The 23,830-nt window shown below is 61.8% G+C and carries 20 protein-coding genes; 2 read left to right on the plus strand and 18 right to left on the minus strand.

Annotation, left to right across the window (positions count from 1 at the left end; all coding sequences use genetic code 11):
• Positions 1-19: 19 nt before the first annotated feature.
• The 13 genes from pgaD to AC07V0_RS06335 form a co-directional block, all read right to left on the minus strand.
• Complete coding sequence (gene pgaD, locus AC07V0_RS06275) at positions 20-547, minus strand: poly-beta-1,6-N-acetyl-D-glucosamine biosynthesis protein PgaD (RefSeq protein ID WP_018929377.1); 528 nt, start codon at positions 545-547, stop codon at positions 20-22.
• Positions 544-1,899, minus strand: coding sequence for a poly-beta-1,6-N-acetyl-D-glucosamine synthase (gene pgaC / locus AC07V0_RS06280; RefSeq protein WP_018929378.1), 1,356 nt, complete (start codon positions 1,897-1,899; stop codon positions 544-546). The genes pgaD and pgaC overlap by 4 nt, the downstream gene beginning before the upstream one ends.
• A gap of 1 nt (position 1,900) precedes the next feature.
• Positions 1,901-3,898: a poly-beta-1,6-N-acetyl-D-glucosamine N-deacetylase PgaB gene (gene pgaB / locus AC07V0_RS06285; protein WP_064615770.1), complete on the minus strand. Its 1,998-nt coding sequence runs from the start codon at positions 3,896-3,898 to the stop codon at positions 1,901-1,903.
• Positions 3,899-3,910: 12 nt separating this feature from the next.
• Positions 3,911-6,391 (minus strand): poly-beta-1,6 N-acetyl-D-glucosamine export porin PgaA, encoded by a 2,481-nt coding sequence (pgaA, locus tag AC07V0_RS06290; RefSeq protein ID WP_495019524.1) that lies wholly within the window; start codon positions 6,389-6,391, stop codon positions 3,911-3,913.
• Between the two features lie 250 nt (positions 6,392-6,641).
• Positions 6,642-8,153: a YdgA family protein gene (locus AC07V0_RS06295; protein ID WP_026286662.1), complete on the minus strand. Its 1,512-nt coding sequence runs from the start codon at positions 8,151-8,153 to the stop codon at positions 6,642-6,644.
• Positions 8,154-8,388: 235 nt separating this feature from the next.
• Entirely contained in the window at positions 8,389-9,024 is a 636-nt protein-coding gene (locus AC07V0_RS06300) for a hypothetical protein (protein WP_019651562.1), read from the minus strand.
• A gap of 81 nt (positions 9,025-9,105) precedes the next feature.
• Complete coding sequence (locus tag AC07V0_RS06305; RefSeq protein ID WP_495019525.1) at positions 9,106-10,554, minus strand: efflux transporter outer membrane subunit; 1,449 nt, start codon at positions 10,552-10,554, stop codon at positions 9,106-9,108.
• A complete protein-coding gene (locus AC07V0_RS06310) occupies positions 10,551-11,438 on the minus strand; it encodes an efflux RND transporter periplasmic adaptor subunit (RefSeq protein WP_495019526.1) in 888 nt (295 codons plus the stop codon). The genes AC07V0_RS06305 and AC07V0_RS06310 overlap by 4 nt, the downstream gene beginning before the upstream one ends.
• Positions 11,435-11,644 (minus strand): DUF1656 domain-containing protein, encoded by a 210-nt coding sequence (locus tag AC07V0_RS06315; protein ID WP_018929385.1) that lies wholly within the window; start codon positions 11,642-11,644, stop codon positions 11,435-11,437. Before AC07V0_RS06315 ends, AC07V0_RS06310 begins: the two co-directional genes overlap by 4 nt.
• The gene (locus AC07V0_RS06320; protein ID WP_495019527.1) at positions 11,641-13,713 is read right to left on the minus strand and encodes an FUSC family protein; all 2,073 of its coding nucleotides are present in this window, start codon (positions 13,711-13,713) and stop codon (positions 11,641-11,643) included. The genes AC07V0_RS06315 and AC07V0_RS06320 overlap by 4 nt, the downstream gene beginning before the upstream one ends.
• A complete protein-coding gene (locus AC07V0_RS06325; protein ID WP_018929386.1) occupies positions 13,710-14,138 on the minus strand; it encodes a MarR family winged helix-turn-helix transcriptional regulator in 429 nt (142 codons plus the stop codon). The genes AC07V0_RS06320 and AC07V0_RS06325 overlap by 4 nt, the downstream gene beginning before the upstream one ends.
• Positions 14,139-14,352: 214 nt before the next feature.
• A complete protein-coding gene (locus AC07V0_RS06330; RefSeq protein WP_007940999.1) occupies positions 14,353-14,598 on the minus strand; it encodes a DUF2789 domain-containing protein in 246 nt (81 codons plus the stop codon).
• A 135-nt stretch (positions 14,599-14,733) separates the two neighbouring features.
• Positions 14,734-15,201 carry an aminoacyl-tRNA deacylase gene (locus AC07V0_RS06335; protein WP_018929388.1) on the minus strand — a complete coding sequence of 156 codons (468 nt, stop codon included), beginning with the start codon at positions 15,199-15,201 and terminating at the stop codon, positions 14,734-14,736.
• Between the two features lie 214 nt (positions 15,202-15,415).
• Between AC07V0_RS06335 and AC07V0_RS06340 the strand changes: the two genes are divergently transcribed.
• Together AC07V0_RS06340 and AC07V0_RS06345 are read left to right on the plus strand one after the other, a co-directional pair.
• On the plus strand, positions 15,416-15,949 hold the full coding sequence (locus AC07V0_RS06340; protein ID WP_495019528.1) for an NfeD family protein: 534 nt from the start codon (positions 15,416-15,418) through the stop codon (positions 15,947-15,949).
• Positions 15,950-15,951: 2 nt separating this feature from the next.
• Complete coding sequence (locus AC07V0_RS06345; RefSeq protein ID WP_018929390.1) at positions 15,952-16,710, plus strand: slipin family protein; 759 nt, start codon at positions 15,952-15,954, stop codon at positions 16,708-16,710.
• Between the two features lie 112 nt (positions 16,711-16,822).
• On the opposite strand, the gene AC07V0_RS06350 is transcribed toward AC07V0_RS06345, so the two are convergent.
• From AC07V0_RS06350 to AC07V0_RS06370, 5 genes are all read right to left on the minus strand, one after another.
• Entirely contained in the window at positions 16,823-17,767 is a 945-nt protein-coding gene (locus tag AC07V0_RS06350) for a sulfotransferase family protein (RefSeq protein ID WP_495019529.1), read from the minus strand.
• Complete coding sequence (locus tag AC07V0_RS06355) at positions 17,755-18,540, minus strand: aspartyl/asparaginyl beta-hydroxylase domain-containing protein (RefSeq protein WP_495019530.1); 786 nt, start codon at positions 18,538-18,540, stop codon at positions 17,755-17,757. The genes AC07V0_RS06350 and AC07V0_RS06355 overlap by 13 nt, the downstream gene beginning before the upstream one ends.
• Positions 18,537-19,142: an adenylyl-sulfate kinase gene (cysC, locus tag AC07V0_RS06360; protein ID WP_495019531.1), complete on the minus strand. Its 606-nt coding sequence runs from the start codon at positions 19,140-19,142 to the stop codon at positions 18,537-18,539. Before cysC ends, AC07V0_RS06355 begins: the two co-directional genes overlap by 4 nt.
• Entirely contained in the window at positions 19,126-20,643 is a 1,518-nt protein-coding gene (locus tag AC07V0_RS06365; protein ID WP_258612926.1) for a TolC family protein, read from the minus strand. Before AC07V0_RS06365 ends, cysC begins: the two co-directional genes overlap by 17 nt.
• A gap of 41 nt (positions 20,644-20,684) precedes the next feature.
• Positions 20,685-23,830 (minus strand): Ig-like domain-containing protein (locus AC07V0_RS06370; protein ID WP_495019532.1); only part of this gene is annotated, 3,146 nt, incomplete at its 5' end.

The raw sequence follows: 23,830 nt of genomic DNA on the forward strand, positions 1-23,830 counted from the left end.
GCCACAGATGAACATATACCTAGAGATGGCTTATCGGCTCGCGGTTGTCATCATCTTCGGCCGGCAGGCGGATCACCAGTGGATGTTCCAATGGCGCCAAGGGCGGCGGCAGTTGAGACGGGTCGACCGGGGTGAAGTGCGTAACGACGTGACTGACATCGCCTTCCTGATCGTTGTGAATGGTCATCGAGCCCGGTGCGCGCAGTTTCTCCAGCCGGTCGCCGGTGAGCTTGAAGCTTTTGCTCAGCCCCTGATCGTCCACCACCGGCGCCGGCAAACGGCGCTGGGCGAAGCTCTTGCTTTTGCGCTGTTGATAACGCGCCCAGCCAATCAGGATCACCGCGTTGAACAGCGCCACCCACAGGTAGATCTGCAATGTGCCGAGGGCGTCGAAAAACGACCCATCGATGCGCGGCCCGTCATGGGTATCGATCAACGGCCACAGACCCCGCGCCAGCAAATACAGCAGCCCGATCCAGGCCAGCACGGTGAAGAAAACATCGAGAACGACCAAAAAGGGCCGCTGCCGGGTTCTGATGATTTTCATTTGATGACCTCCTCTTCATCGTCATCCAGCGGCTTGATGCCCCGGTCCGGACTGACCCACCGCGCGCGCTTCTGATGTTGGCCAAACAGCACTTTGGGGAAGCTGACCAGGGTGGTGAGCAGGCTGATGAACCAGAACACCAGCGGGTACCAGACCACCCAGAACATGGTCCTGCCGAGCCCTTTTTCGTAACGGCGATCGATCATGATGCTGACCGCGAATTGCACCAGGCAAACCACCGCCAATAGCAGCCCGGTAAAGGCCGGTGGCATCAGGTGATGGACGGCAATGGCGGGCGGCATTTCGACGAAGTTGCCGACACCCCAGAAAATCACCGACAACAGGAAGGTGAAGGCCCAACCGGTGGACAGGCAGTATTCGAACAGCAGCGGCCACAGGTAACGATGGCGGTATTGCCAGATGCCCCGGATGTTCTTGAACAACACCTCGGCGCCGCCCTGGGCCCAGCGCAGGCGCTGCTTCCACAGGCCGCCGAGGGTTTCCGGCATGAGGATCCAGCACAACGCGCGGGGCTCGTAGAAAATGCTCCAGTGATCCAGTTGCAGCTTCCAACTGATGTCGATGTCTTCGGTGATCATGTCCGGGCTCCAGTAGCCGACCCGGTTCAGGGCCGTACGACGGAAGGCGACGATCACCCCAGAGACGGTAAAGATCCGCCCGAACACCCGCTGGGTACGCTTGATCAGGCCGATGATCGAGGAGAACTCGCCGACCTGTACCCGGCCGATCAGGGTCGAACGGGTGCGGATTCGCGGGTTGCCGGTCACGGCGCCCAGTCGCGCGTTGTCGAGCATCGGCGCCACCAGATAGGCCGCGGTGTTCGGCGCCAGCAGCGCGTCACCGTCGATGCACACCAGGTACTCGCTGCGCGCCGCGATGGCGCCCATGCGCAGGGCAACGGCCTTGCCCTGGTTCTCCGCCAGGTGCAGCACCCGCAAACGCGGATCCTGCGCCGCCAGTGCGTCGAGCACCGCGGCGGTGTTGTCCTTGGAGCCGTCGTTGATCGCAATCACTTCAATGTTCGGGTAATGCTGGGCCAGCGCCGCGTGGATGGTATCGGCGGCGTTGTCGCCTTCGTTGTAGCAAGGGATCAGGATCGAGATCAGCGGTTCGCCGGCCAATGGTGGCGGCAAGGTGTCGTCCTGCCACGGCCAGTGCCGCTCCCAGTGCAGCCAGAAATACAGGCCGCCGGCGATCCACAGCCCCGACATGAACAGTGGGTAGAAGAACACGAAGTCCATCAGGAATTGCCCGGTGACCAGAAAGATCAGCCCGAGGGGAACCCCCAGGACGATCGCCAGAACCAATAGGGCCAGAAGTCTGTCCAGCATGTTATGGATTCCACTTGTTGGAGAGCGCCGGCCGCACGGCTTTCAGGTCCGGCTGGTTCTCGAGGAAGTTGTCTGGGTAGTAGCCGAAACTGGTGGCGCCCTGACGCTTGAGGCGGCCCATCCAGTCAGCCAGCTGCCCGCCGTCGATGTCGGCGTGTTTATTTTTCGTCCAGTCGCGGGCCTGCAATTCGAACACCGTGCGGTCGAGGGCGCCGGGGCGCGATTTGACCGTCGCCACCAGTGCTTCAAGCCAGGGGCCGGATTGCTGATGGCTCTGTTTTTCCATCAGCGGCATGGCCATCGGTGCCGTCCAGTCGTAGGCGCCCAGGAAGTCGTCGAGATTCTGCGCAAACCAGGCTTCGCTCTCGGGGTTGAGCATCGGCTCGGCGAAAATATTGCGTGCCGTTTTCACTTGCGGGCCGCGAATGGCGCGAACCTTGGCGGTCAGCTCATGGGTGAAATCGATCAGGTAGCGGCTCTTGAACCGCGTCCAGCGTTGCAGGGTGGCCGGATCCTCGCGCAGGGCGGCAATCGAACCGGGCAGACCGTTGGCGGCATAGATTTTCAGGGCTTCGGGGCCGGCGTCTTCGAAGTCCGACAGCACCGCGTCATCGTGATAGAGGATGCCGTCGACCGAGGTCAGGCGTGCCACGTCTTCGTAGATTTCACCGATGATGCGCCGCACGTTCGGATCGAACGGTGACAAGCGCTTGTACTGGTCCGGATCAATCGACGTGGTGCCGGTTTTCGGGTCCCAGCGAGTGACTCGCGGCAACTTCGAATCCAGGGCAAAACTCAGCACCGGCATCCACGCGAAAACTTTGACGTGAGCCCGGGTGCGCAGCTGCCAGGCCACACGGTCAAAGATATCGGCACGCATCGGCAGGTGGCGGTTGGGGAAGTACAGCGAATGCACCAGGCCATCGCCCGCAGGGTCGGCGAAGGCTTGCAGGAACACCGTGTTGGCGCCCATGTCGGCCATGCGCTGGATCAGTTTGCCGAGGTTGATTTCCTGTTGGGCCGGGTCCGGGTCGTAGACGTTGTCCAGGTCCACATGCACCACGCGCATCGGCGATTCGGCCTGCACCGCGACGACGCTGTTGGCGAAGTGTTCGCCATCCGGGTCCGAGGCCACCAGAAAGCGCGGGCTGCTCATCAGGTTGTCGAGGGCATCGAGGCCGTCGTCCAGTGTCAGGGCCATCTTATAACCCTGGTCGTTGATCACTTGCAGCGAGGTGCCATCCGCCACGCCGTACGGCCAGACCCAGACTCGCGGTTTGTAGCCAGTGACCTTGCGGATCTTCTCCGAGATGGCCGCTACGTCGGCGCGCATCCGGGCCTGGAATTGGGCTTCGGTTTCATAGCGACCGGTGGCGGCGTCATAGCGCCGGGTCGCGGCCGCCGGCTGCAGGTTGCCTTGCGGGTTGGCCAACACGCCTTTGTGGCTGGCGTCGGTGTGGGCGGCGATTTCCACCAGGCCGGACCGGGAAATCTCGCGGATCTGCTCCCAGGTCAGGAAATCCGAACGCTTGCGCGGTGTGCCGGCGAAGTCGACAGGCTGGTTCGGCGGCGTGTCGATCCACACCCCGACCGGCGCCAGCAAGGCGTGCCAGTTATAGGCACGCAGCACCGGCAACACGCGGGTGTAGAAACTCGAATAGCCGTCGTCGAAACTCAGCAGGATCGCCCGTGGCGGCAATTCAGGGCCGCCATTGCGAGCGGCGATGATCTGGTCAACGGTGACCGGTTGGTAGTTGTTCTCCCGCAACCATGCCAGTTGCTCGATCATGCGCTCGGTGCGCACGGCCACCACCGCCTGATCGGGGTCGCGGTCTTCGACATCGTGGTAAGCGATCCCCAATACATGGTTTTTCGGCCACGGTTTTTCATTGGCCGACACTGTACGTTCGGACGGCGGTACGAAGGTCGGAGCTTGCTGGGCACAGGCGCTGATCAACAGCACTCCCAGCAGGAGGATGAAACGCGAAATAAAAGGCATCTTCAAACTCTTCTAGAAGCGGTAAGTAAGGTCGACGAGCAGGCGCAGATCGGTTTCCCGGTCACCGTCAAATGGCCGGTTGATCACGCTCAGCAGGCCGCCCACCTCGAATACGTCGTTCCAGCTGTAGCGCTGGCCGTAGCCCAGCAGGGCGATACCGCCGGTGCCGTGATCGCGCTGGCTGTAAGTGCCCGCACCGGCCTGGAACTGCTGGCTCCAGGAGGTTTCGTAGCGGTGGTAGAGCACGTGATTGACGTTCACCGTCGGCAGCACGCTTAAGTCGGATTTGGGGTTGAAGTACGGCACGTCGTCGGACTTGGAGTTATGGCTGCTGCCGACTTCCAGGCCGAGGTCGACTTGCAGCCCCGGCGCGCGATAAACACCCTCGCGACCGGTGAGCACGGCTTCGACACGGTTGTTGCCGTCGCTGAAGTGCGAGGGGCTGACCGCCAGTCTCCACTCACGGCTTTCATTGGCGCGCCAGCGGATAAAACCGCTGCCGCCGTTGGCCGTGATGTCGCTGTTCAACGCTCGCAACGGCGTTTGTGCCGACAGGTATTCGAGGCTGCCGCCGTACTGCCAGTGATCGTCGATGTCTCGGGCAATCGCCAGGCGCGCGCCCTGTTTATCGCCAAAGCCGTAGGAATGGTTGGAAACTTCCGCTTCCAGGGACATGTCACGGGTCCGGCGTTCGAGCCCGACACGCTGGAAGCGATGGTGACCGGTGCCTTCCTGGAAATCGCCAGTGGCGTAGCCGGCACCGGCGAACAGGCGCCAGTCTTCATCGATGGGCGGGCTGTACAGCGTGGTTTCGATGCCGAAATCGCGGCTGCCGTTGACCGCCCCGACATCGCCGTTGCCGCCGCCATAACTCTTGCCGCCGTAGGCCTGCACTCGCAGCTCGGCCATATCATGGACCGCACGCTGACGCTGCAAACGCTGCACCTGACGGTTGTCCGGAAAACGCGCGACCACATCGTCGGTCAGCGCATCCATCTGCCGCCATTCCTGCAGGTCCATGGCAGTGTGGCCCTGAGCGACTTCCAGCCCGATATCCCGCGGGGCCATGCTCTCGGTTTCCTTGAGCTGATTCTCGGCGCGTCGTGGCCAGTCCCGGGCCAGGTACAGATCGGCCTGGGCCAGGCGCAGGCCGATGTTGCCCGGCGCCTGATCCACCAACGCCTGTAAACGCTGCTCGCCCGATGGCAGATCGGCGCCGTAGGTGCCGGCCTGGGCGGCGAGTTGCTGCGCGTCCATCCATTCATCATTGGGGTTGCCCACCGGCAAGCCCTTGAGCTCGACCCGTGGCTTTTGGGTCTTGGCCAGGTCCTCGGCGACCTTGCGCGCATCATCGGCCTTGTCGCTTTCGAGCAGGGCGTAATAGAGCGCGGTGCTGTCTTCCAGGCGATCGCCGACATCGGCATCCGGCGCCACCAGCACCTGGCGATACAAATCGGTGGCGATTTCCGGCTGACGCTGATCCAGATAGGACGACGCCACCCAACGCAGGGCATAGGTCGGAATCTTCACGCCTTCGGCGAGCAGCTTCTGGTATTCGGTGATCACATCGGCGGTGCGCGCTCGGGCCTTGAGGGCGCCCATGCGGTCGATTCGCCAGCGGATGACGTCATCGTGGGCCGCAGGGTCCGGCGTCCAGGTCGCCAGTAACTGGTCGTAGTCGGCCAGGGCCCGATCGGCGATCACATAACGTTCTTTTTCGCTGCGGGTGGCGAGTTCGGCCAGGCGCACGCGTTCGGCGGCCAGGTCACCTTCGAGACGGCGTTGCGTGACCGGATCAATCAACCCCGGCCGCTGACGCGCCAGGCGCAAGGCCGGCTCCGGCAAACGAGCGCGTTGCAGGGCAATCACGTATTCCCGAGCGACTTCGGGTTTGCTGCCGGCGCGGGTGAAGGCCTGGTCGTACTCAAACAACGCATCGTAAGTGGCACCGGCGCGGGTCAAGGCGTAGGCCAAAGCCAGACGGCGGCCAGGATCATCCGGTTTCGCCGCCACCAGAGCCCTGGCGCGGGCAACCGCCTCGTCAGGTTTACCGGCGTCGGCCTGGGTCATCGCCAGGCCCAGCTGCAGGTCGGCATTTTGCGGTTCAAGAGCCAGGGCCTTGTTGTACACCTGGGTCGCCGAGTCCCAACGCTTGAGGTTGCGATAGGCCCGCGCGGTGGCAGTCAGGGCCTGGACCGGCAACGCTCGATCACGTCCCTGGGTTTCATAGACCTGTACCACTTCGGCATCCAGACCGGCCCAACTGGCGATCTGCAAGTGATCGCTGATCTGGCCAGTGGAGGCCTGGCTTACCGGCACCTGGCGCAACACCGTCAGCGCAGGCGTGTAATTGCCGGCCCGCGCATCGCGAACCATTTGATCGTAAGGGGTATCGGCGAGCGCCAGCACCGGCCACAACAATTGGCCGCACAGCGCAACGCGAAACAAGGGGCGCAGCCCACGGTGAATAAAGGGACCAGCAATACGCGGCATTCGTCAGCATCCTTACATGGCCAGCCGGGTCGCAATGCCCCTTGCCCACTTGTGACGGAAAGCCGGATCGAAAGACCCGGCCAAGCTTTATCGAAGCAGTCTTGCATGCAAGCGTAGTCAATAATTCAAGACACAATATTTCTTCAGATTCGTGACGGGCCTCCCCTCACCCCGTTTCGGAACCCCAGACAGCAAAACGCCCGGCGTCTGCGTGTTGCAGAGGCCGGGCGTTGCGCTGAAGCCTGCGGTTTTACTGGATGGTGACGTCGCCAGTGCCGCCGAGCTTACTCATCACAAAACCGACAAACTCTTCGAGGGTCATTTTCTGGCCGTTGAAGTCCACCTGATTGTTGGCGTAATGCAACTTGGTGACGACGTTGTTACCGTCCAGTTTTGCCAGTTGCGTACCGACCGCCATGCTGCTGAACATGTCGGCGGTTGCGCTCGCCTGATCGGCGATGAGCTTGGCATCGGTCTGGCCGTCGATTTGCGACTGTACGGTGAGCAAATCAATGAGCATTGGCTTGGACACCAGTACGTTGAATTCCAGCAACGCAATCAACTGCTTGACCAATTGGTCCGGCGGCAGGTCCATGGATTGCGGTTTGGTCAGGTCCAGCACCAGGTTGGCGCGGCTTTCGCCGTTGCTGGTGTTGAACGACAGGTTTTCCAGGGCCACCTGGGGACCTGCGGCCAGCAGTTTCTCCAGACCGGTCTTGACCTGTGCCTCTTCGGCCGGGGTCAGGTTCAGCGGCGGCGCCGGCAGACCGGCGGCAGTGGCTTCGGCGGCGGCCCGCTCGTACGGTTGCAGTTTGGTCTGATAGATCTGCATCAGCGACATCGTCGACGGGATGTCGAGGTTTTTCAGGCTCATGGCCATCTGCGCAGAGCCGATAACCTTGCCGTTCAAGGACACTTCACCGACCTTGTAATCGGCACGCCCCGAAGCGTTGGTGCCTGATTCCCCGGTCTGATTCTTCATTTCAAAGTTCTTGAAACCGAGTACCGATTGCTTGGGGCCAAAGGTGGTTTTGCTGTTTGTCAGCTCGAGGGTGTTGTCACCGACGTAATAGCCGTAGGTGCTTTTGTTCAGGTTACTGGCCAGGGTCAAGCCGTTGAGCTCGACCTGAACCGGGGTCTGGTCTTCAGCCACAGTGGTCAGCTTCAGGCTGTCCATGTAACCGTCGGCCTTGACCTTTTGCGCCTGGGCGCTGGCGGCCACGTCGAGTTTCAACCCGGAGAACGTCAGGTTGGACTTGTCATCCAGTGCCGCTTCCAGCGGCAGGAATTCGAGCGAGCCCTTGGTGGAGTTGTCGTAGCCGATGTTGACCACACCCTTGACCGGGGATTTGTCCTTGGCGGCGGCGAACCACTTTTCGGTCAGCGGGGTTTTTTCCAGCTCGTAGTGACTGGTGGCCAGGACTGGCAACCACTTGAACGATACCAGGCGCGAGAACGGCAGCGGGCCGTGTTCGATGCGGTCGACGAACAGCATCTCCACCGGCGCTTCACCAAACATCTCACCCTCGCCCTTGAGGCGGTAGTGCGCGGTGCTGCTGAACACATGACGCTCCAGCGACACCAGCTCCAGCGACGCCGTGCCGTTGGAACCTGCCAGCGCGGCATGCAGTTCTTTGTTGGCGTCGGCGATCGAGCTGTTCAGCACCCCATCAAGTTTGCTGCCGGTGTACCAGGCGCCGCCCGCGCTGATTGCACCGATGGCCACGACAATTCCTAGAAGCACGCCTGCTGATTTATTCATGAAGTACCCGATCAATGTCCATTGTTGAAAGTCTGGTCGTCTTCCCTGAACCCATAACGGGTCGCGGTCACGACTGCGCTGAAAGTGGCGAGGAGATTAGCATTTGCGCCGTGGGACGGCCCAATGATTAAAGGTGAAAGAGTGTCCATGGGCTGCGGCGGCCTGTGGACAACTGGCAGGGGAGAGTTTCGGCGATCGTTCAATCGCCTTCGCGAGCAGCCCTGCCAATACAACCTTACGAATACTGAACCTCGATCTCATCAAGCTGATGATCAAAACTTTTTAGCCGCGCGGTCCACGTATACACCAGCACTTCAAAATCCCGATTGATCACCGCCCCTCCAGTCACTTCCGCGCGTGGGTCACAGAAATCCAGTTGATAGCGTTCGCGGGCCATGGCGTTGGCGACATCGGACAGTTCTCGGGCATTGTTGAGCCAGTGCCAGCCCTCGTCGGCCACTTGCTTGTCCAGCGCCTGGCATTGCTTCTTCAAGGTTTCGAGGCTTTTTTCCAGTGGCGTGCCGGTCAGTTCGCCCATGACTTCCTGAAACGTGCGCCCCGGTTGCCAGTAACTGCCCCAGAAATATCGGTCGAACACCGTTTCTACCCGACGCAAAGCCACCTTGGTGTCCCAGATCAGTACCAGGGTTTTGCCTTGTTCGAGTTGTCGTTTCTTGATGCGCTGGTTCTGGAGCGAAGCCCAGGCGACCACCACGATGGCCATCACGGCGATCAGTGCCGCCGCGCTGTCGAGGAATATCAGCGCCTTGTCGATCTGGTGGGCCAGCATGACGCCATAGAAATAGGTGGCCGACAGCAAAACCAATGCCGCAATGGCGCACCAGAAGCCGGGAGCGTAAGGGTTTTTCATTATTAGATCCCCATGACCAACGCAAGCCTTGATCGACGGGTTCGCCGCGCGCCCCCATCAAATCAAAGCATAGCAACGGCCTCAGGGTTTGCCGGGTTGTGAGCCTTGCGTTCGTCCGCTTTCCCAGCCGCCGCCCAAGGCGAGGAACAAATCGATCTGGCTCATGGCGACCTGGGTGTTGGCCGAGGCCAGTTGCGCCCGTGCATCGGTGTAGGTGCGGGTGGCTTGCAAGTCCGCCAGGAACGACGCGCGACCGGCCTGGAAGAAGCGGTGGGTCTGGTCTGCCGCCAATTGCGCCGACTGTTCGGCGTCCGCCAACGCATCGCGACGCTGAAGTTGCGCGGAATATTGCGCCAGGCCGGTCTGAGTCTCGCGGATGGCGTTGAGCACCACGCCATCGAAATGCGCCAGCGCGCCTTGAGTTGCGAACTCGGCCTCACGGATTCGCGCGCGGGAGCCGTTGGACGGTACGGTCCAGGTCAGCAACGGACCGAAGCCCCAGCGATTGGTCGACGGTTTGCCAAGGTTTTCCAGGGTGCCGACCGTGCCCACGGTCGCGCCGATGCTGATGTCCGGGTACAACTCGCCGGTGGCAATGCCGATGCCGGCGGTGGCCGCCGCCAACTTGCGCTCGGCCTGGCGCACGTCTGGTCGGCGTTTGAGCAGAGTGGCGCCGTCACCCACCGGCAACAATTGGGTAACTTTCGGCAGCTCGGCACAGTCGCTGGTGCCCGCCGGCAGTTGCTCGACCGGTTTGGCCAGCAGCATCGACAAGCGGAACAACCCGGCCTGACGTGCGGCTTCATAACGCGGCAATTCGGCGCGCAAGGATTTGAATTGGGTTTGCGAACGGGTGACCTGGGTTTCATCGCCGCGTCCGGCATCGCGCAAGCGCTGGGTCAGGGAGGTGCTCTGGGCTTGCAGGTCGAGGGAATGCTGCGCGATCTCCCGCTCTTCGTTGGCCGCACAAACCTGGGTGTAAGCCCGCACCACATCGGCCACCAGGGTGATGCGCGCGATGTCCGCTGCCGCCTGGGTCGCATCGGCATTGGCCTTGGCCGCTTCGATGCCGCGCTGCAAGGTGCCGAACAAGTCGAACTGATACGAGGTCGTGATGCCGATATCGCCGACGTTGGCCACGGGCACTTTTTCCGGTATCAAGAACGCTTCGCCGGACTCCTGCAAACGCTGGGCGCCGACCTTCACGCCGCCGCTCCAACCGCCCGCCGCCTGCGCTTCGTCGACCTGAGCGCGAGCCCGCGAAAGATTCGCCGCCGCCACCCGCAAATCGGTGTTGGAGGCCATGGCCTGCTGCACCAATTGGTCCAGACGCGGATCCTGATACAACCGCCACCAATCGGCGGGCACCGGTGCCGAGATGACATGTTTGCCGTTCACCGCCAGGTCGCCCTGAAAGTCTTCACGGTGCACGGCGGCCTCGTCCGGCAAGTGATAATCCGGCCCCACCACCTGACAGGCCGACAGCAACAAGCCCAATCCGGCAACCGCCAAACCCGAGGCCCTGCTCATTTCGCCGGCCCCCCGATTTGATCGTCGATGATCGACACGGTGGCCGTACGCCCGGCAATCATGCGGAAATCTTCCGGCACCTCATCGAAAGCGATTCGCACCGGAATCCGCTGGGCCAGCCGCACCCAACTGAACGCCGGGTTGACGTTGGGCAACAGGTTGCTGCCGCTACTGCGGTCACGGTCTTCGATGCCGGCGACGATGCTTTCGACATGCCCGCGCAGGCGCGCACGGTCGCCGATCACTCGAATGTCGACGCTCTGGCCGACATGAATGCCGTCCAGTTTGGTTTCTTCGAAATAGCCGTCGATATGGAAGGAGTTACTGTCCACCACCGACAACACTGGCCGCCCGGCGCTGACGAACTCCTGGGAGCGTGGCGCCCGGTCGTTGACGTAGCCATCCACCGGGCTGCGGATCACCGAGCGGTCGAGGTTGAGCTGGGCACTGTCCACCGTTACTTGCGCTTCCATCAACGCCACTTCGGCGCGGGCCACCCGGGACTGGCTTTCTTCCAGTTGCTCGGCCGGGACCAGATTGCCCAAGCCACGGTTACGCTTGGCCTCGCGCTGGGCCTGGGCCAAGGTTTCCTGACGATCGGCGACCGCCGCTTTGGCTTGGCGCAGGGCCAGTTTGAAGCGGTCCTGATCGATGCTGAACAGCACCTGGCCGCGTTTCACCCACTGGTTGTCGCGCACCTCCACTTGCTGGATCAGCCCCGATACATCCGGGGCAATCTGCACGATGTCGGCACGGATGTGGCCGTCCCGGGTCCAGGGCGCGAACATGTAATACATGACCATGCGCCAGACCACGACAATCGCGAAGGTCACGATCAACAACGTCAGGATCACACGGCCGAGGGTCAATAAAGGTTTTTTCATGTCATCAGGTATCGACTGAGTGAGTCCACGGCGCCGAGCAGCACAGCGTAGAGAGCCACGTTGAACAATGCCCGGTGCCAGACCAGACGGTAAAAGTGCAGGCGCGTCAGCACCCCGTGCACCAACAGGAACAACACGTAGGTAATGCCCATCAACACCAGCAGCGTGGGCAGGAACACCCCGCTGATATCCAGATCACCGATCATAAAGGCGCTCCATCGATGCCATGGGGAAGCGGTTCTTCGAGTTCGCCCGTGCCGACAAACTCGACGCCCGGCAACAGCGCCAGACGCAGGCCGCTCAAGGCGTGCAGCAGATGCAGACGGGTTTCGTCATCACCTTGGCCGCCGAGGGCGCGGCGGGTGCGATCGAGGGTCATCAGCAACGGGCCAGGCGCGGGCAGACGTTCACCGGCCTTGAGGCAGGCCTTGAAGTACTCGCCGACTTCAGCCACCACCTGGCGCAGCAGCGCTTGCGGCGCACCCGGCACTCGCGGCGAATAGGCGAGCAGGTCCAGCAGATTCAGGGCCACGCGCACTTCGCGCAGGGCGATGCCAGTGTCCTGGCCGGTCATGGCCAGTCGCGGCAAATGCTGCATCAGGCGATCGAGCATCTGCACGCCCATGTGCCGGTGTTCGGCCAGCGTGGCCGGCTCGGTCAGGCCGACGATGTCGCGCCAGCTGAAACGGGTCAGGCGCTTGGCCGCCAGTTCCGCACCGAATGGCCGGGCGATCAGGGTCCAGATGAACGCGAACAGTAACCCCATGGGCCCGGCCAGGTTGGAGTTGGTGAAACTGAGAAAGTCCGCGTCGTAGGCGCCCTGAATGCTGATGAAGGACGAGGTGTTGACGATGGTCAGCAACATCCCCAGATAAAAACGCGGCTGCACTGTCAGGGTGCCGACGCAAATGAACGGTATGGCGAACGCCAGCACCAGCATCGGGAAGTCATGCAGGTTCGGCAGGATCAGAAACAGATAAAGGCCGGCGAACAGCACCGACATCGCGGTCCAGAAAAAGAACCGGTAGATCTGCGGCGCCGGGTCGTCCATCGACGCAAAGAAACTGCACGCCACCGCCGCCAGGATCACCGCGCTGCCGCCGTCGGTCCAGCCGAGCAGAATCCACAGCACCGAGGCGACGATGATCGCGGTGACCGTAGAAGCCGCCGAATAGAGCATCAAGCCACGGTCGAGAAACGGTGACAGTCGCCCCAGGCGCCAGTGCCGATACACCGCGCGCCAGTTGTCCTGACTCTCGCACTGAATGGCGTATTGCAGGCTGCGACAGTCTTGCCACAGGTCGATCCACTCGCCGAGGCGATACAGCGCGTTGGAAAACAGCAATTGCTTGCGATCGTCCAGCGCCTCGGCACTTGGCTGCAGCGCTTCGAGCCGGTTTTTCAGGGCCTGCCAGCGGTCGAGATCAGCGTCTTTGTGGTCAAGCCATTCGCTGGTTGCGATCAGCAGTGGCGCGAACTTATCCACAAGCTCCGGCGTGCGCCGCTCGAGGGCATAAAGCGCATCGTCGAGGGCGTCGATCACCGGCAACAGATGAATCATCCGACCGCGCAGCTCCTTGGTGTTGCGCACCGTTTGCGCTCGCGCGCCCTCGTGCGGCAGCTGACCGATCATCAATTCCAGGCTGTTGAAGTTCGCCACCATCGATGAACGCAAGGCGCTGACTTCCTCCGGCTGCACATTGCGGCTAAGGAAACGCAGGCTGTAGGTCGAGGCATCGGCAAACCATTTGTTCACCGAGTCGTTGAACACCGGCGCCAGCCGCCGTGGCCAGAACATGGCGCCGACGACCGCCGCGCAGGCGATGCCGAGAAAAATCTCTTCGGTCCGCGCCTCGGCCACGTCCCACACCGCCAAAGGGTTAGCCACCACCGGCAAGGCGATCAGCGGCAAGGTGTAACCGGCGAGCATCAAGGCGTAGTTGTTGGCGGTGCGCAGGTGCAAGGACAGGAACAGCAAAATCCCGGTCCACAGCGCGATGACCACCACCAGCACATAAGGGCTCTGAACGAACATCGGCACAAAAAACACCGCCGCCGCCGCACCGAGCAAGGTACCCGCCGCGCGATACAACGCCTTGGAGCTGGTAGGGCCGAGGAACGGGCTGGAAACGATGTACACCGTGGCCATCGCCCAATACGGACGTGGCATTTGCATGAGCATGGCGATGTACAGCGCAATCATCGAGGCCGCAAACGTGCGCACACCGTAGAACCAGTCTCGCGCCGGGGGCACGCCGGTGAAAAAACCGCTCAAGGCTGAACCACCGGCAGATGATTGGCCGCTTCGAAGGCTTTGAGTACCCGCAGTGCCGCTTCCAGGTCACTCTGGTCGATGCCTTCGAGCACGTCCTGGCGCAAACGCACCAACTCGGCTTCGACCGCCTGCACCAACTCGCGACCGGTCGCGGTCAGGCTCAGGCATTTGGCGCGTCGGTCATGAATGTCTTCGGTACGGCAGACGTAACCGGCATGACACAGCTGATCCAGCAACCGCACCAGCGACGGACTCTCCATCCCCGCCGCCTGCGCGACCGTCACCTGCCGCACACCCTCGCCCAAGCGCCCGATCATCAACAGCGGGACAGCGCAGGCTTCGGAGATTCCATAGTTGACCAGCGTGGTCTGGCAGATCTTCCGCCAATGCCTGGCGGCCACCACCATGGAGCTGCTGATGTTCATCTGGAGAGCGGCGAGGTTCTTTGGCACGAGGGAATGCACACACTGTTAGTTTGCTAACTATCAATATGGCATTCGAGGGGAAAGTTGGTCAAGTTTTGAAACAAATTGGCGAGCAACGGCCAGACGCGGAAAAAGCTAACAAACTCAGTTTCTGCCCAGATTTTTTTACCACTCACCAGTTTTTTTACATTTCGCTATTTCTCTCCAGATTTTTTTACACCCCCCGCCCCTTCCTCAGCATTACATCCAGCTGATCCACCACCTCCGCCCAATCCGCGTCATCCAGAATTTCCTCACGCAGCAACTCTGCCTGGCTCTCGCTCCAGAAGAATGCGTCCGCCAGGTGCAGTTCGGGTTTGAGCGGTGAATGGGTGGCGATGAATTTATCGATGCTTTCGGCGTCGTCGGGCAGGCCGAGTTGTTTGAACAGGGCCGGGAGGCTGTGGGTGGGGGATTCCATGTGGGGCTCCTTTGTGATCGCGTATTGGATGGGTGACTGTGGCGCGGCCATTCGCGGGCAAGCCTCGCTCCTACAGGGACGCGCGGTCGAATGTAGGAGCGAGGCTTGCCCGCGATGACGGCAGTTATGTCGACACTAGGCCGACAGACTCAACTCGCAGACCTCGGCATGCGGCACCATTTTCAGATATTCAGGCACGCTCATGTGTACCAGGTTGTTGTGGTTGCCGGCTTCGAGGTAGATGTCTTGCTGCCGGGTCAGCAATGGGTCGATGACCATGTCCAGGCCATAGGATTCGCCCAATGCAGGCACGGCGCCGCGTTCGCAATCGTCGAACAGGTGCGGCAGGTTGCTTTCCCGGGTGACTTGCCATTCGCTGCTGCCACGGACTTTGCTCAGGTCCAGGTGACGGCTGGCGGGCAGCACGGCCATCAAGTAATGCCCGTGGCGATCGTCGAGGATCACCGATTTGGCCACCCGTTCAGCAGGAATGCCTGCGAGCCGCGCCGTTTCAAGGCTGCTGGCCGAGTGCGGATGGGAAACGATGTCATATTCGCAGTGCGCCTTGTCCAGGCTGGTCTGCACGGTTTTTGCCATACGCATGATGCACCTCGGTGTCCGCAACAACGAATGGCGGACGATGGTTAGAATTTTTTCTCTCCATTAAAAGTCTAGGCCCGCGGGTGGAATTCGGCGGGAAATCCGCCCGTCGGAGGCGGTCAACAACTGGTCAAAATTCATACAGCCACAGGCTCAACTAGACTTGTACACAGAGCCACGAACGGCTCGCGGACGGATGACTCTCCCGGAGGGTCAAGTGAACATTCGTTGCTGTGTAATTGCGCTGCTGCTGGCCCTGAGCGGACCGGTTTTCGCAGCGGACACCGTTGTAGTGCTGGTTCCTGACCCGATCGGGATCTGGCTGATCACCTTCGGCATTGTGTTTATGATCGCCGAGGCGGCCTTGCCCAATTTCGGCGTGGTCGGATTGGGCGGCATTGTGATGTTTGTGATCGGCGCGGTGATTCTGACCAATGCCGAAGTGCCTGTTCCCTTGATCATCGGCCTGGGGCTGATCAGCGCACTGCTGCTGATTTTCCTGCTGATCCGCGCCTTGAAAACCCGACCGCGCCGCAACTTCAGTGGCGACGCCGAATTGCTGGGCAGCGTGACGCCGATAACGTCGTTGCAGGCTGGCAACGCTTATGTCGGCTGGGTGCACCTGCAAGGCGAACAATGGCAAGTCATGAGTGCCACACCGCTGAAACCGGGACAACAGGTCCGGGTGGTGGCACGCAAGGGTCTACTGCTGCAAGTGGCCGCGACTGACGCGGCACCGGGTGGAGAATAGTCATGGGTCTGCAATTGGGTTTTGCCGCGCTGCTGTTATTGCTGATTGCACTGGCGGGGTCAACTTTCCGCATTCTGCGCGAATACGAACGCGGCGTGGTGTTCCAGCTCGGACGCTTCTGGCAGGTCAAGGGCCCGGGTCTGATCCTGCTGATTCCGGCGGTTCAACAAATGGTTCGTGTCGACCTGCGGACCGTGGTGCTCGACATACCGCCACAAGACGTGATCACCCGCGACAACGTCTCGGTCAAGGTCAATGCAGTGCTGTATTTCCGCGTGCTCGACCCGCAACGGGCGATCATTCAGGTCGAGGACTTTCTCATGGCCACCAGCCAACTGGCCCAGACCACGTTGCGGGCGGTGCTCGGTAAACATGAACTCGATGAATTGCTGGCCGAACGGGAACGGCTGAACGTCGACGTCCAGCAAGTGCTCGATGCCCAGACCGATGCCTGGGGCATCAAGGTGGCCACGGTCGAGATCAAGCACGTGGACCTCAACGAATCGATGATTCGCGCCATCGCCAAACAGGCCGAAGCCGAACGGGAACGCCGGGCCAAGGTGATCCACGCCGAAGGCGAATTGCAGGCCTCGGAAAAACTCATGCAGGCTGCCGAAATGCTCGGGCGTCAGCCGGGGGCCATGCAGTTGCGCTACATGCAGACGCTGAGTTCGATTGCCGGTGACAAGAGTTCGACCATCGTCTTCCCGCTGCCGATCGAATTGCTCAAGGGGATGGCGGATTTGTCGTCAAAATCCTGATCCACCGATAACCTGTGGCGAGGGAGCTTGCTCCCGCTGGGTCGCGAAGCGGCCCCAACATCTGCGACTGCTACGCAGCCGAGCGGGAGCAAGCTCCCTCGCCACAAAAAGATTATATTTTGCGCAATTGTTCCAACGCCTCATACGGCTCCCGCGCCCAGCGCTCCACCCGTTCACGAAGCAACGCCGAGGCTTCGCGACGCTTGTCATCGCCGTCGCCGACAAACACCTGCGACGGCTGCTTGGCATGTTGCCCCACCGCTGCAAACACTTGCCGGCGCTGCTCGATGTCCAACGCAAAGAACGCCGCCAACCGCCCCGCCATCGCCTGCGGCAGTTCGCTGTAATTCACCGCCCAGCCACCAAATGCCTGGCATTGCGCCAACCCCGACGCCAGCAATTGCCCCAACCGCCGAGCGATGTAATCCTCACGGCCGCTGAATGGAGATTCGTCATCCAGCACACTGGCGCCGATCATCCCCGGCACCATGTGCACGCCCGGGCGACGCAGATGCGAGACAGCAATCTCCAGCGGATCGCGATAAAGAAACAGCCACGGTGCTTCAGGGAAGCACTCGCGCAGTAACGGCAGTTCACCGATGTTCCAGGCGTCGAGTTTGATCACCAACCGTTGCTCCACGCCACGTCGACATTGCCCGTAGGCCGACAGTAACCCTTTGATCGCCGCACGGCGCTCGACAGCAGGCAAATCGCTGCGTAGCAACGCGTCCAGTGGCGGGGGTTCGCTGATGACAATGTGGTTGTCGAGTCGCGCCAGCATCTGGCTGACCAGGGTCGAGCCACAACGGGAGGCGTGAAAGATAAAGGCGCTCGGTGTCAGGCCGGGACTGCAAGCCTGCCAGTCCGCAAGGGTCGACAATGCCGTTTTTCGACGGAATGCCTGATTGAACGGCAGTCGCAGCGCATCCTCCACGGCGTCACGAAAAAACGGCTGATGCAGCCGCGTGTCACCGAACCAGCACCAATCGACTTGCCATTGCCCAGCCTCTTGCCACACGCGAATCGGCAACCAGCCTTCGAGGTTCAGGCGCTCCATTGTTCAGTCCACTGGCGGCGACCATCGCGCATCGCCGCACGCAATTCTTCGCGGGTGAACACAAGGCCATGTTCGGCAGCCAGCACCAGAGTGCGGGCGACAAAGGCTTCGTTGTCCCGCAATCCCTGCAAGGTCTTGCACAGCTGCGGTTCGCCGGCCAGCAGTGCCTTGAATTGCTCTAAAGCTTGATCACCGATTAGCGGCGACGGCGTGGTTGCCACCCCATCGATAATCGCCTGCTCCAGCCAGGCACCGGGCCGGCAATCGAGCACCAGATGAATCCGTGTCTGGGTATCGCGATTGTCCACGCGATGAGGTCGCGCCAGGTCGAGGTACCAGCACTCGCCAGCGGCCATCGGCATGCGCTGGCCGTCCAGCATGAAGTCCACTTGAGGGGGGCTGAGCAGCGGGATGTGCAGACGCAAGTCCGCATCCGGCTCGCCCAGGTCATAGTCACGATGCTCATGGATACGCCCGCCCGGGCCAAGTCGCAACAGGCGCGCGCAGACGATCTCCAGCGGCAGATCCCGCAGCCCTTGCTGCCATCGACCATCCCGTCGCCAGGGTTCGCGCACTCGAGGCTCACCGCTTCCGGGCGCCAGCTCGGTCAAGGCATCGGCCGCGGAAATCAGCGCCACGCCGCTCCAGTCGCCGGTGTAGTAAGCGCTGTTGAAGTGACCGTGCCAGTCGTCCTCACCGATCGCCGCCAGCGCCTGCAACAGCAACGGCAAATCCACCGTCACCGGCAATCGGGAGAATGCCGGTCGGCTCATCGTTTTGGCAGCACCGCACATTCGCCGAGCCAGGTCAGCAAACGGTCAAGACAGGCCTCGACCGATTGCGCGCCTGTGTCGAGCACCAGTGACGCACACGGCGGTGGCTCGTAAGGCGCGGAGATACCAGTGAAGCCCGCCAACTCACCCCGTCGAGCCCGGGCGTAATGACCTTTGGGATCACGCAGCTCACACACCGACAAAGAGGCGTTGCACCAGACTTCGCGGTAATCCTCGCCCAGCCGCCGGGCAAACAGTTCGCGCAACTCCACCAAGGGCGCGATCATCGCGAGGATGACAATCTGCCCATTCTCGACCAACAGCGCCGCCACTTCGCTGGCGCGGCGGATGTTTTCCAGGCGATCACTGTCGGTGAACCCCAGATCGCGATTGAGCCCGACCCGCAGTCCATCGCCATCGAGCACCACACTCTGCACGCCATGTTCGAACAGCTCGGCGTGCAGTGCCAGGGCCAATGTCGACTTGCCCGCCGCCGGTAAACCGGTCAGCAGAATCGCCGTGCCGCGATGGCCGTTGCGGGCCTCCCGTTGGGCGCGGCTGATGCTCGCCGTCGGCGCCAGCAGGTTAGCGGACCGGGGCATGGGCCACCGGCGGTACTGAGATATCGCCCGCCGCCCACGCCGCTTCGCGATTAGCCAGTGCGGTGGCGATGGACTGGACTTCGGTAGATTGCACTTCGTCCGGCAGCGGATCGAGACCGGCGCTGGCGAAGATTTGCCCGTAAGCGTTGCGCAGGTCAGCGTAGGACAGGTCGCGACGCAGATCGGCCTGCAACGTGTTCAGTTCGCCCTGGATCAGATCCAGTTCGCCCAGCCCGGCCGCCTGATAGCGGTTGCGCAGCTGGCCGATGATTTGCCCGTCGATGTTCGACAATTGCTGATTGGTCTGGAACTGCCGCAGTGCTTCGCGGTAGTTGGCGTTGGCCACGTAGAGCTGGGCCAACACTGCGATGGACATCGCCTGACGACGTGCCGCGGCGACTTCTTCGCCGGCCTTGGCGACATCGATCGCGGCGGGTGCGGAAATCACATTGAACAGGTTCCAGGTGACTTTCACCCCGTAATCCGCCCAGCTCTGTTCCACCAAAAACGAGTTGCTGTCGTAATGCCCGCCAGCGGAGAACTCCAGCCCTGGTAACAGGCGCAGCATGGCTTTGCGGGTTTCGGCCGCGCTGATGCGGGTCTGGTAATCCTGCTCGCGCAACTCCGGCCGACTGGTCAGGGCTTCCTGCTCCAGGCTGGCGAGGTCGACCTTGAGTTCCGGAATGTCGTAATCGTCCTGGGTCGCCAGCGTCAGCTCGGTATTCAGTGGCAGGTTGATCAGGGTCGCCAACTCGGTTTTTGCCAGCGACAGCGCGCGGCGTTGCTCTTCCAGTTGCCGGGTGGCTTCGATCAGCGAGCGCTGATAAGCCAACGACTGGATCGGATCGCCGATACGCTGTTGGCTCATGCTCTGGCTATTCTCACGGGCGGTATCGACCCGGGCCATCAGGCTGTCGATTTGCTTGAGCAAACGTTCGGCGGCCACGGCTCGCCAATAGGCCGAGCGCACGTCCTGGACGATGGTGTTGATCACCTTGCGCCGACGTTCCTGCACGATCAGCCGCTGATCGCCCTGCTGCTTGGCGCTGATGTAGCTGACGCCGAAGTCGAGCACGTTCCAGACCATGGTCAGGTCCGCCACGTCACGGTCGCGGTCCTGGGAGGTCGACGGTTCCAGAGACTGGGTGCCGGTGCGCACGCTCTGGCTGCTGGAGGCGTTGACGTTGTTGCGCCCCACGTAACCGGCATCCAGCGCCATGCGCGGCAGCATGTCGAAACTGGCGAGGTCGAGTTGGCGCTTGGCCAGGGCTTCTTCCATGATCTTGAGCCGGCCTTCGAGGTTGTATTTCACCGCGCGGGCCATGGCCTGGTGCAGGGTCAGCGGGCCGCTGAGGGGCTCCTGACCCTTGTACATGTTTTGCAGATCGCTTTTGGCACGCTGTTGGCTGACGCTGCGTTCGATCGGTTGACTGGTGACTGCACATCCGCTGATCGCCAGCGCCAGCAGGCTGGCGCCGAACAATTTATGACTTCTTTTCATCCTTGTATTGCCCCCAGTGCCGTACTGCTTTAATGGTTTTTTCAGGCCTGCATTTCACTGATACCGACCTGTTGCAAAGCCGCGGCCAGGCTGTCGACCTGCCGTTGCTCGGTGTCTTTGAGCTGTTGTAATTGCTGGCCAAGACTCGGTGCGCCAAACACGCCGCGCAGCCCTTGGGAAGCATCCCCCGCCCTGATTGACTGATTACCAAAGGTGTTCAGCGAATCCCCCTCGCTACTGGTGGCCTGATTGAACAGGCTCGACAGCGTGCTGCTGCCGAAGACCCCGCCATCGCCCCCGCCAAAGCCGAGGAAGCCGTGGCCTGAGCCATCGCCACCGTTGTCGCTGCTGGTGAATACCTGGGCAATAAAACTCGGCGTCAGCGCCCCGTGGTTTATGAAAATGTCGCCCAGAGGCCGAATGCCATTGCCCATCACCCGTTGTTCAAACAACGGGGCAAAGGTCAGTGGCGAGCCGAGATCGCCAGTGGGTGGGGTGAAGATGATCGGTTGCAATGGCACGTTCGGTGGATCGGCCACGACCACCGGTGTCAACACCAAGGGCGGGGGCGTCGGTACGGTGTTGATTGTGTAGTTATTGGATACCGCGACGCTGGCGCCCAGGTTGCCCGCCAGGTCCGTCACATTGCTGGTGTCCAGCGCAATGAAGTTGCTCGGGTCGGTAATGTTCGCGGTGGGCGTGAAGGTCCCGGTCCAGGTCTTGCCGCCGTCGCTGCTGGCCAGATTGGTCAGTTCACCGTTGGTCACGCTCAAGTCCGACAAATCGAAGTTGCTGACCGCCTCGCTGAACGTGAAGGTCACCAGTGTCGTCTGGCCAATTCCCAACACCGGATTGGCAACCACGATGCTGACGGTCGGACGGGTCGCATCAAGTGCGTAGTTGTTGGAGATGGCGATGCTGGCGCCGGCATTGCCCGCGGCGTCGAGCACATTGCCGGTGTCGAGCAGGATCAGGTTGGTCGCATCGTTGACGCTCGCGGTCGGCGTGAGTGTGGCGGTCCAGGTCACTCCGCCGTCGCTGCTGGCCAGGTTGGACAACACGCCATTGGCCACGCTGAGGTCGGACAGGTCGAAACCGGACACCGCTTCGCTGAAGGTAAAGGTCACCGTGGTGGTTTCGCCGATACCCAGTTTATTGTCCGCGACCACAATGGTCGCGGTCGGACGCACGGTGTCGATGGCGTAGTTGTTGGAGTCGGTCACGCCGACGCCGCTGTTGCCCGACACGTTGGTCACACCGCTGTTGTCCAGGCGGATCAGGTTAGTGGTGTCCGTGACGCTGGCGGCAGGCGTGAAAGTCGCCGTCCAGGTCACGCCGCCATCGCTGGAAGAAACACTGCTGAGGGTGCCGTTGGCGACCGTCAGGTCAGCATTGGTGAAACCGCTCACCGCTTCGCTGAAGGTAATGGTCACCAGCGAGGTTTCACCGGCCTTGAGGGCACTGTCGGCAACGACGATGGTGGCGGTCGGCACCTGGGTTTCCACCACATAGTTGGCCGAGTTGGTGGTGCCCGCTCCAGTGTTGCCGGCCACGTCCGACACGCCGCTGTTGTTCAGGGTAATGATGTTGCTGGCGTCGGTAACCCCGGCAGTCGGGGTGAAGGTCGCGGTCCAGGTGATGCCGCCGTCGCTGCTGCTGACCGCGCTCAAGGTACCGTTGGCGACGCTCAAGTCACTGTTGTCGAAACCCGTCACCGCTTCGCTGAAGGTGATGGTCACCAGGGCGGTTTCCCCCGGTTTCAGGGTCGAATCACTCAACACGATGGTGGCCGTCGGACGCTGGCTGTCGATGGCGTAGTTGTTGGAATCAGTGGTGCCGCTGCCAGCGTTGCCCGCCAGGTCGCTGATCCCGGTGTTATCCAGGGTGATCAGATTGGTGGTGTCGTTGATGCCCGCCGAAGGCGTGAAGGTCGCCGTCCAGGTGATGCCGCCATCGCTGCTGCTCACCGCGCTCAGCGTACCGTTGGCGATGGTCAGGTCGGCGTTGGTAAAACCGCTCACCGCTTCGCTGAAGGTGATGGTCACGAGCGAGGTTTCGCCGATTTGCAGCGCCGTGTCCGCGACCACGATGGTAGCCGTCGGGCGCACGGTGTCGATCGCGTAGTTGTTGGAATCGGTGGTGCCGCTGCCCACGTTACCGGAGGCGGCCGCCTGCACGCCGGTGTTGTCCAGGGTGATCAGGTTGGTCGCGTCGGTGATGCTGGCGGTCGGGGTGAACGTGGCTGTCCAGGTGATGCCGCCATCGCTGCTGCTCACTGCCGTGAGCGTACCGTTGGCGATGGTCAGGTCGGCATTGCTGAAACCACTCACCGCTTCGCTGAAGGTAATGGTCACCAGCGACGTTTCACCGATTTTCAGCGCGTTGTCGGCGACCACGATGGTGGCCGTCGGCAGCACCGTATCGATGGTGTAGTTGCCGGAGTTGGTGGTGCCACTGCCGGTGTTGCCGGCCACATCGGTCACACCGGTATTGTTCAGGGTGATGACGTTGCTCGTGTCATTCACGCCGGCGGTTGGGGTGAAGGTCGCGGTCCAGGTGATGCCGCCATCGCTGCTGCTCACCGCCGTGAGCGTACCGTTGGCGATGCTCAAGTCACTGTTGTCGAAACCCGTCACCGCCTCGGAGAAGGTGATCGTCACCAACGACGTTTCTCCGGCACTCAGGGTGGCGTCCGCCAGGACGATGGTGGCCGTCGGGCGTTGGCTGTCGACGGCGTAGTTGTTGGAGTCGGTGGTGCCGCTGCCGGTGTTGCCGGCCCCATCGGTCACCCCGGTGTTGTCCAGGGTAATCAGATTGGTCGCATCGGTGATGCTCGCCGCCGGTGTCAGGGTGGCGGTGTAGGTGATGTTATCGCTGGTGCTCAGACTGCTCAGGGTACCGTTGCTCACCGTCAGGTCGGCGAGGCTGAAGCCGGTCACCGCCTCGGAGAAGGTGATGGTCACTACCGAAGTCTGACCCACCGCCAGCGCCGAGTCCGCGACCACGATGGTGGCCGTCGGGCGCACGGTATCGATGGCGTAGTTGTTGGAGTCGGTGGTGCCGCTGCCCACGTTACCGGAGGCGGCCGCCTGCACGCCGGTGTTGTCCAGGGTGATCAGGTTAGTCGCGTCGGTGATGGCGCTGGTCGGGGTGAACGTGGCTGTCCAGGTGATGCCGCCGTCGCTGC

This window comes from Pseudomonas sp. GW821-FHT01E10 (genome assembly GCF_059422365.1).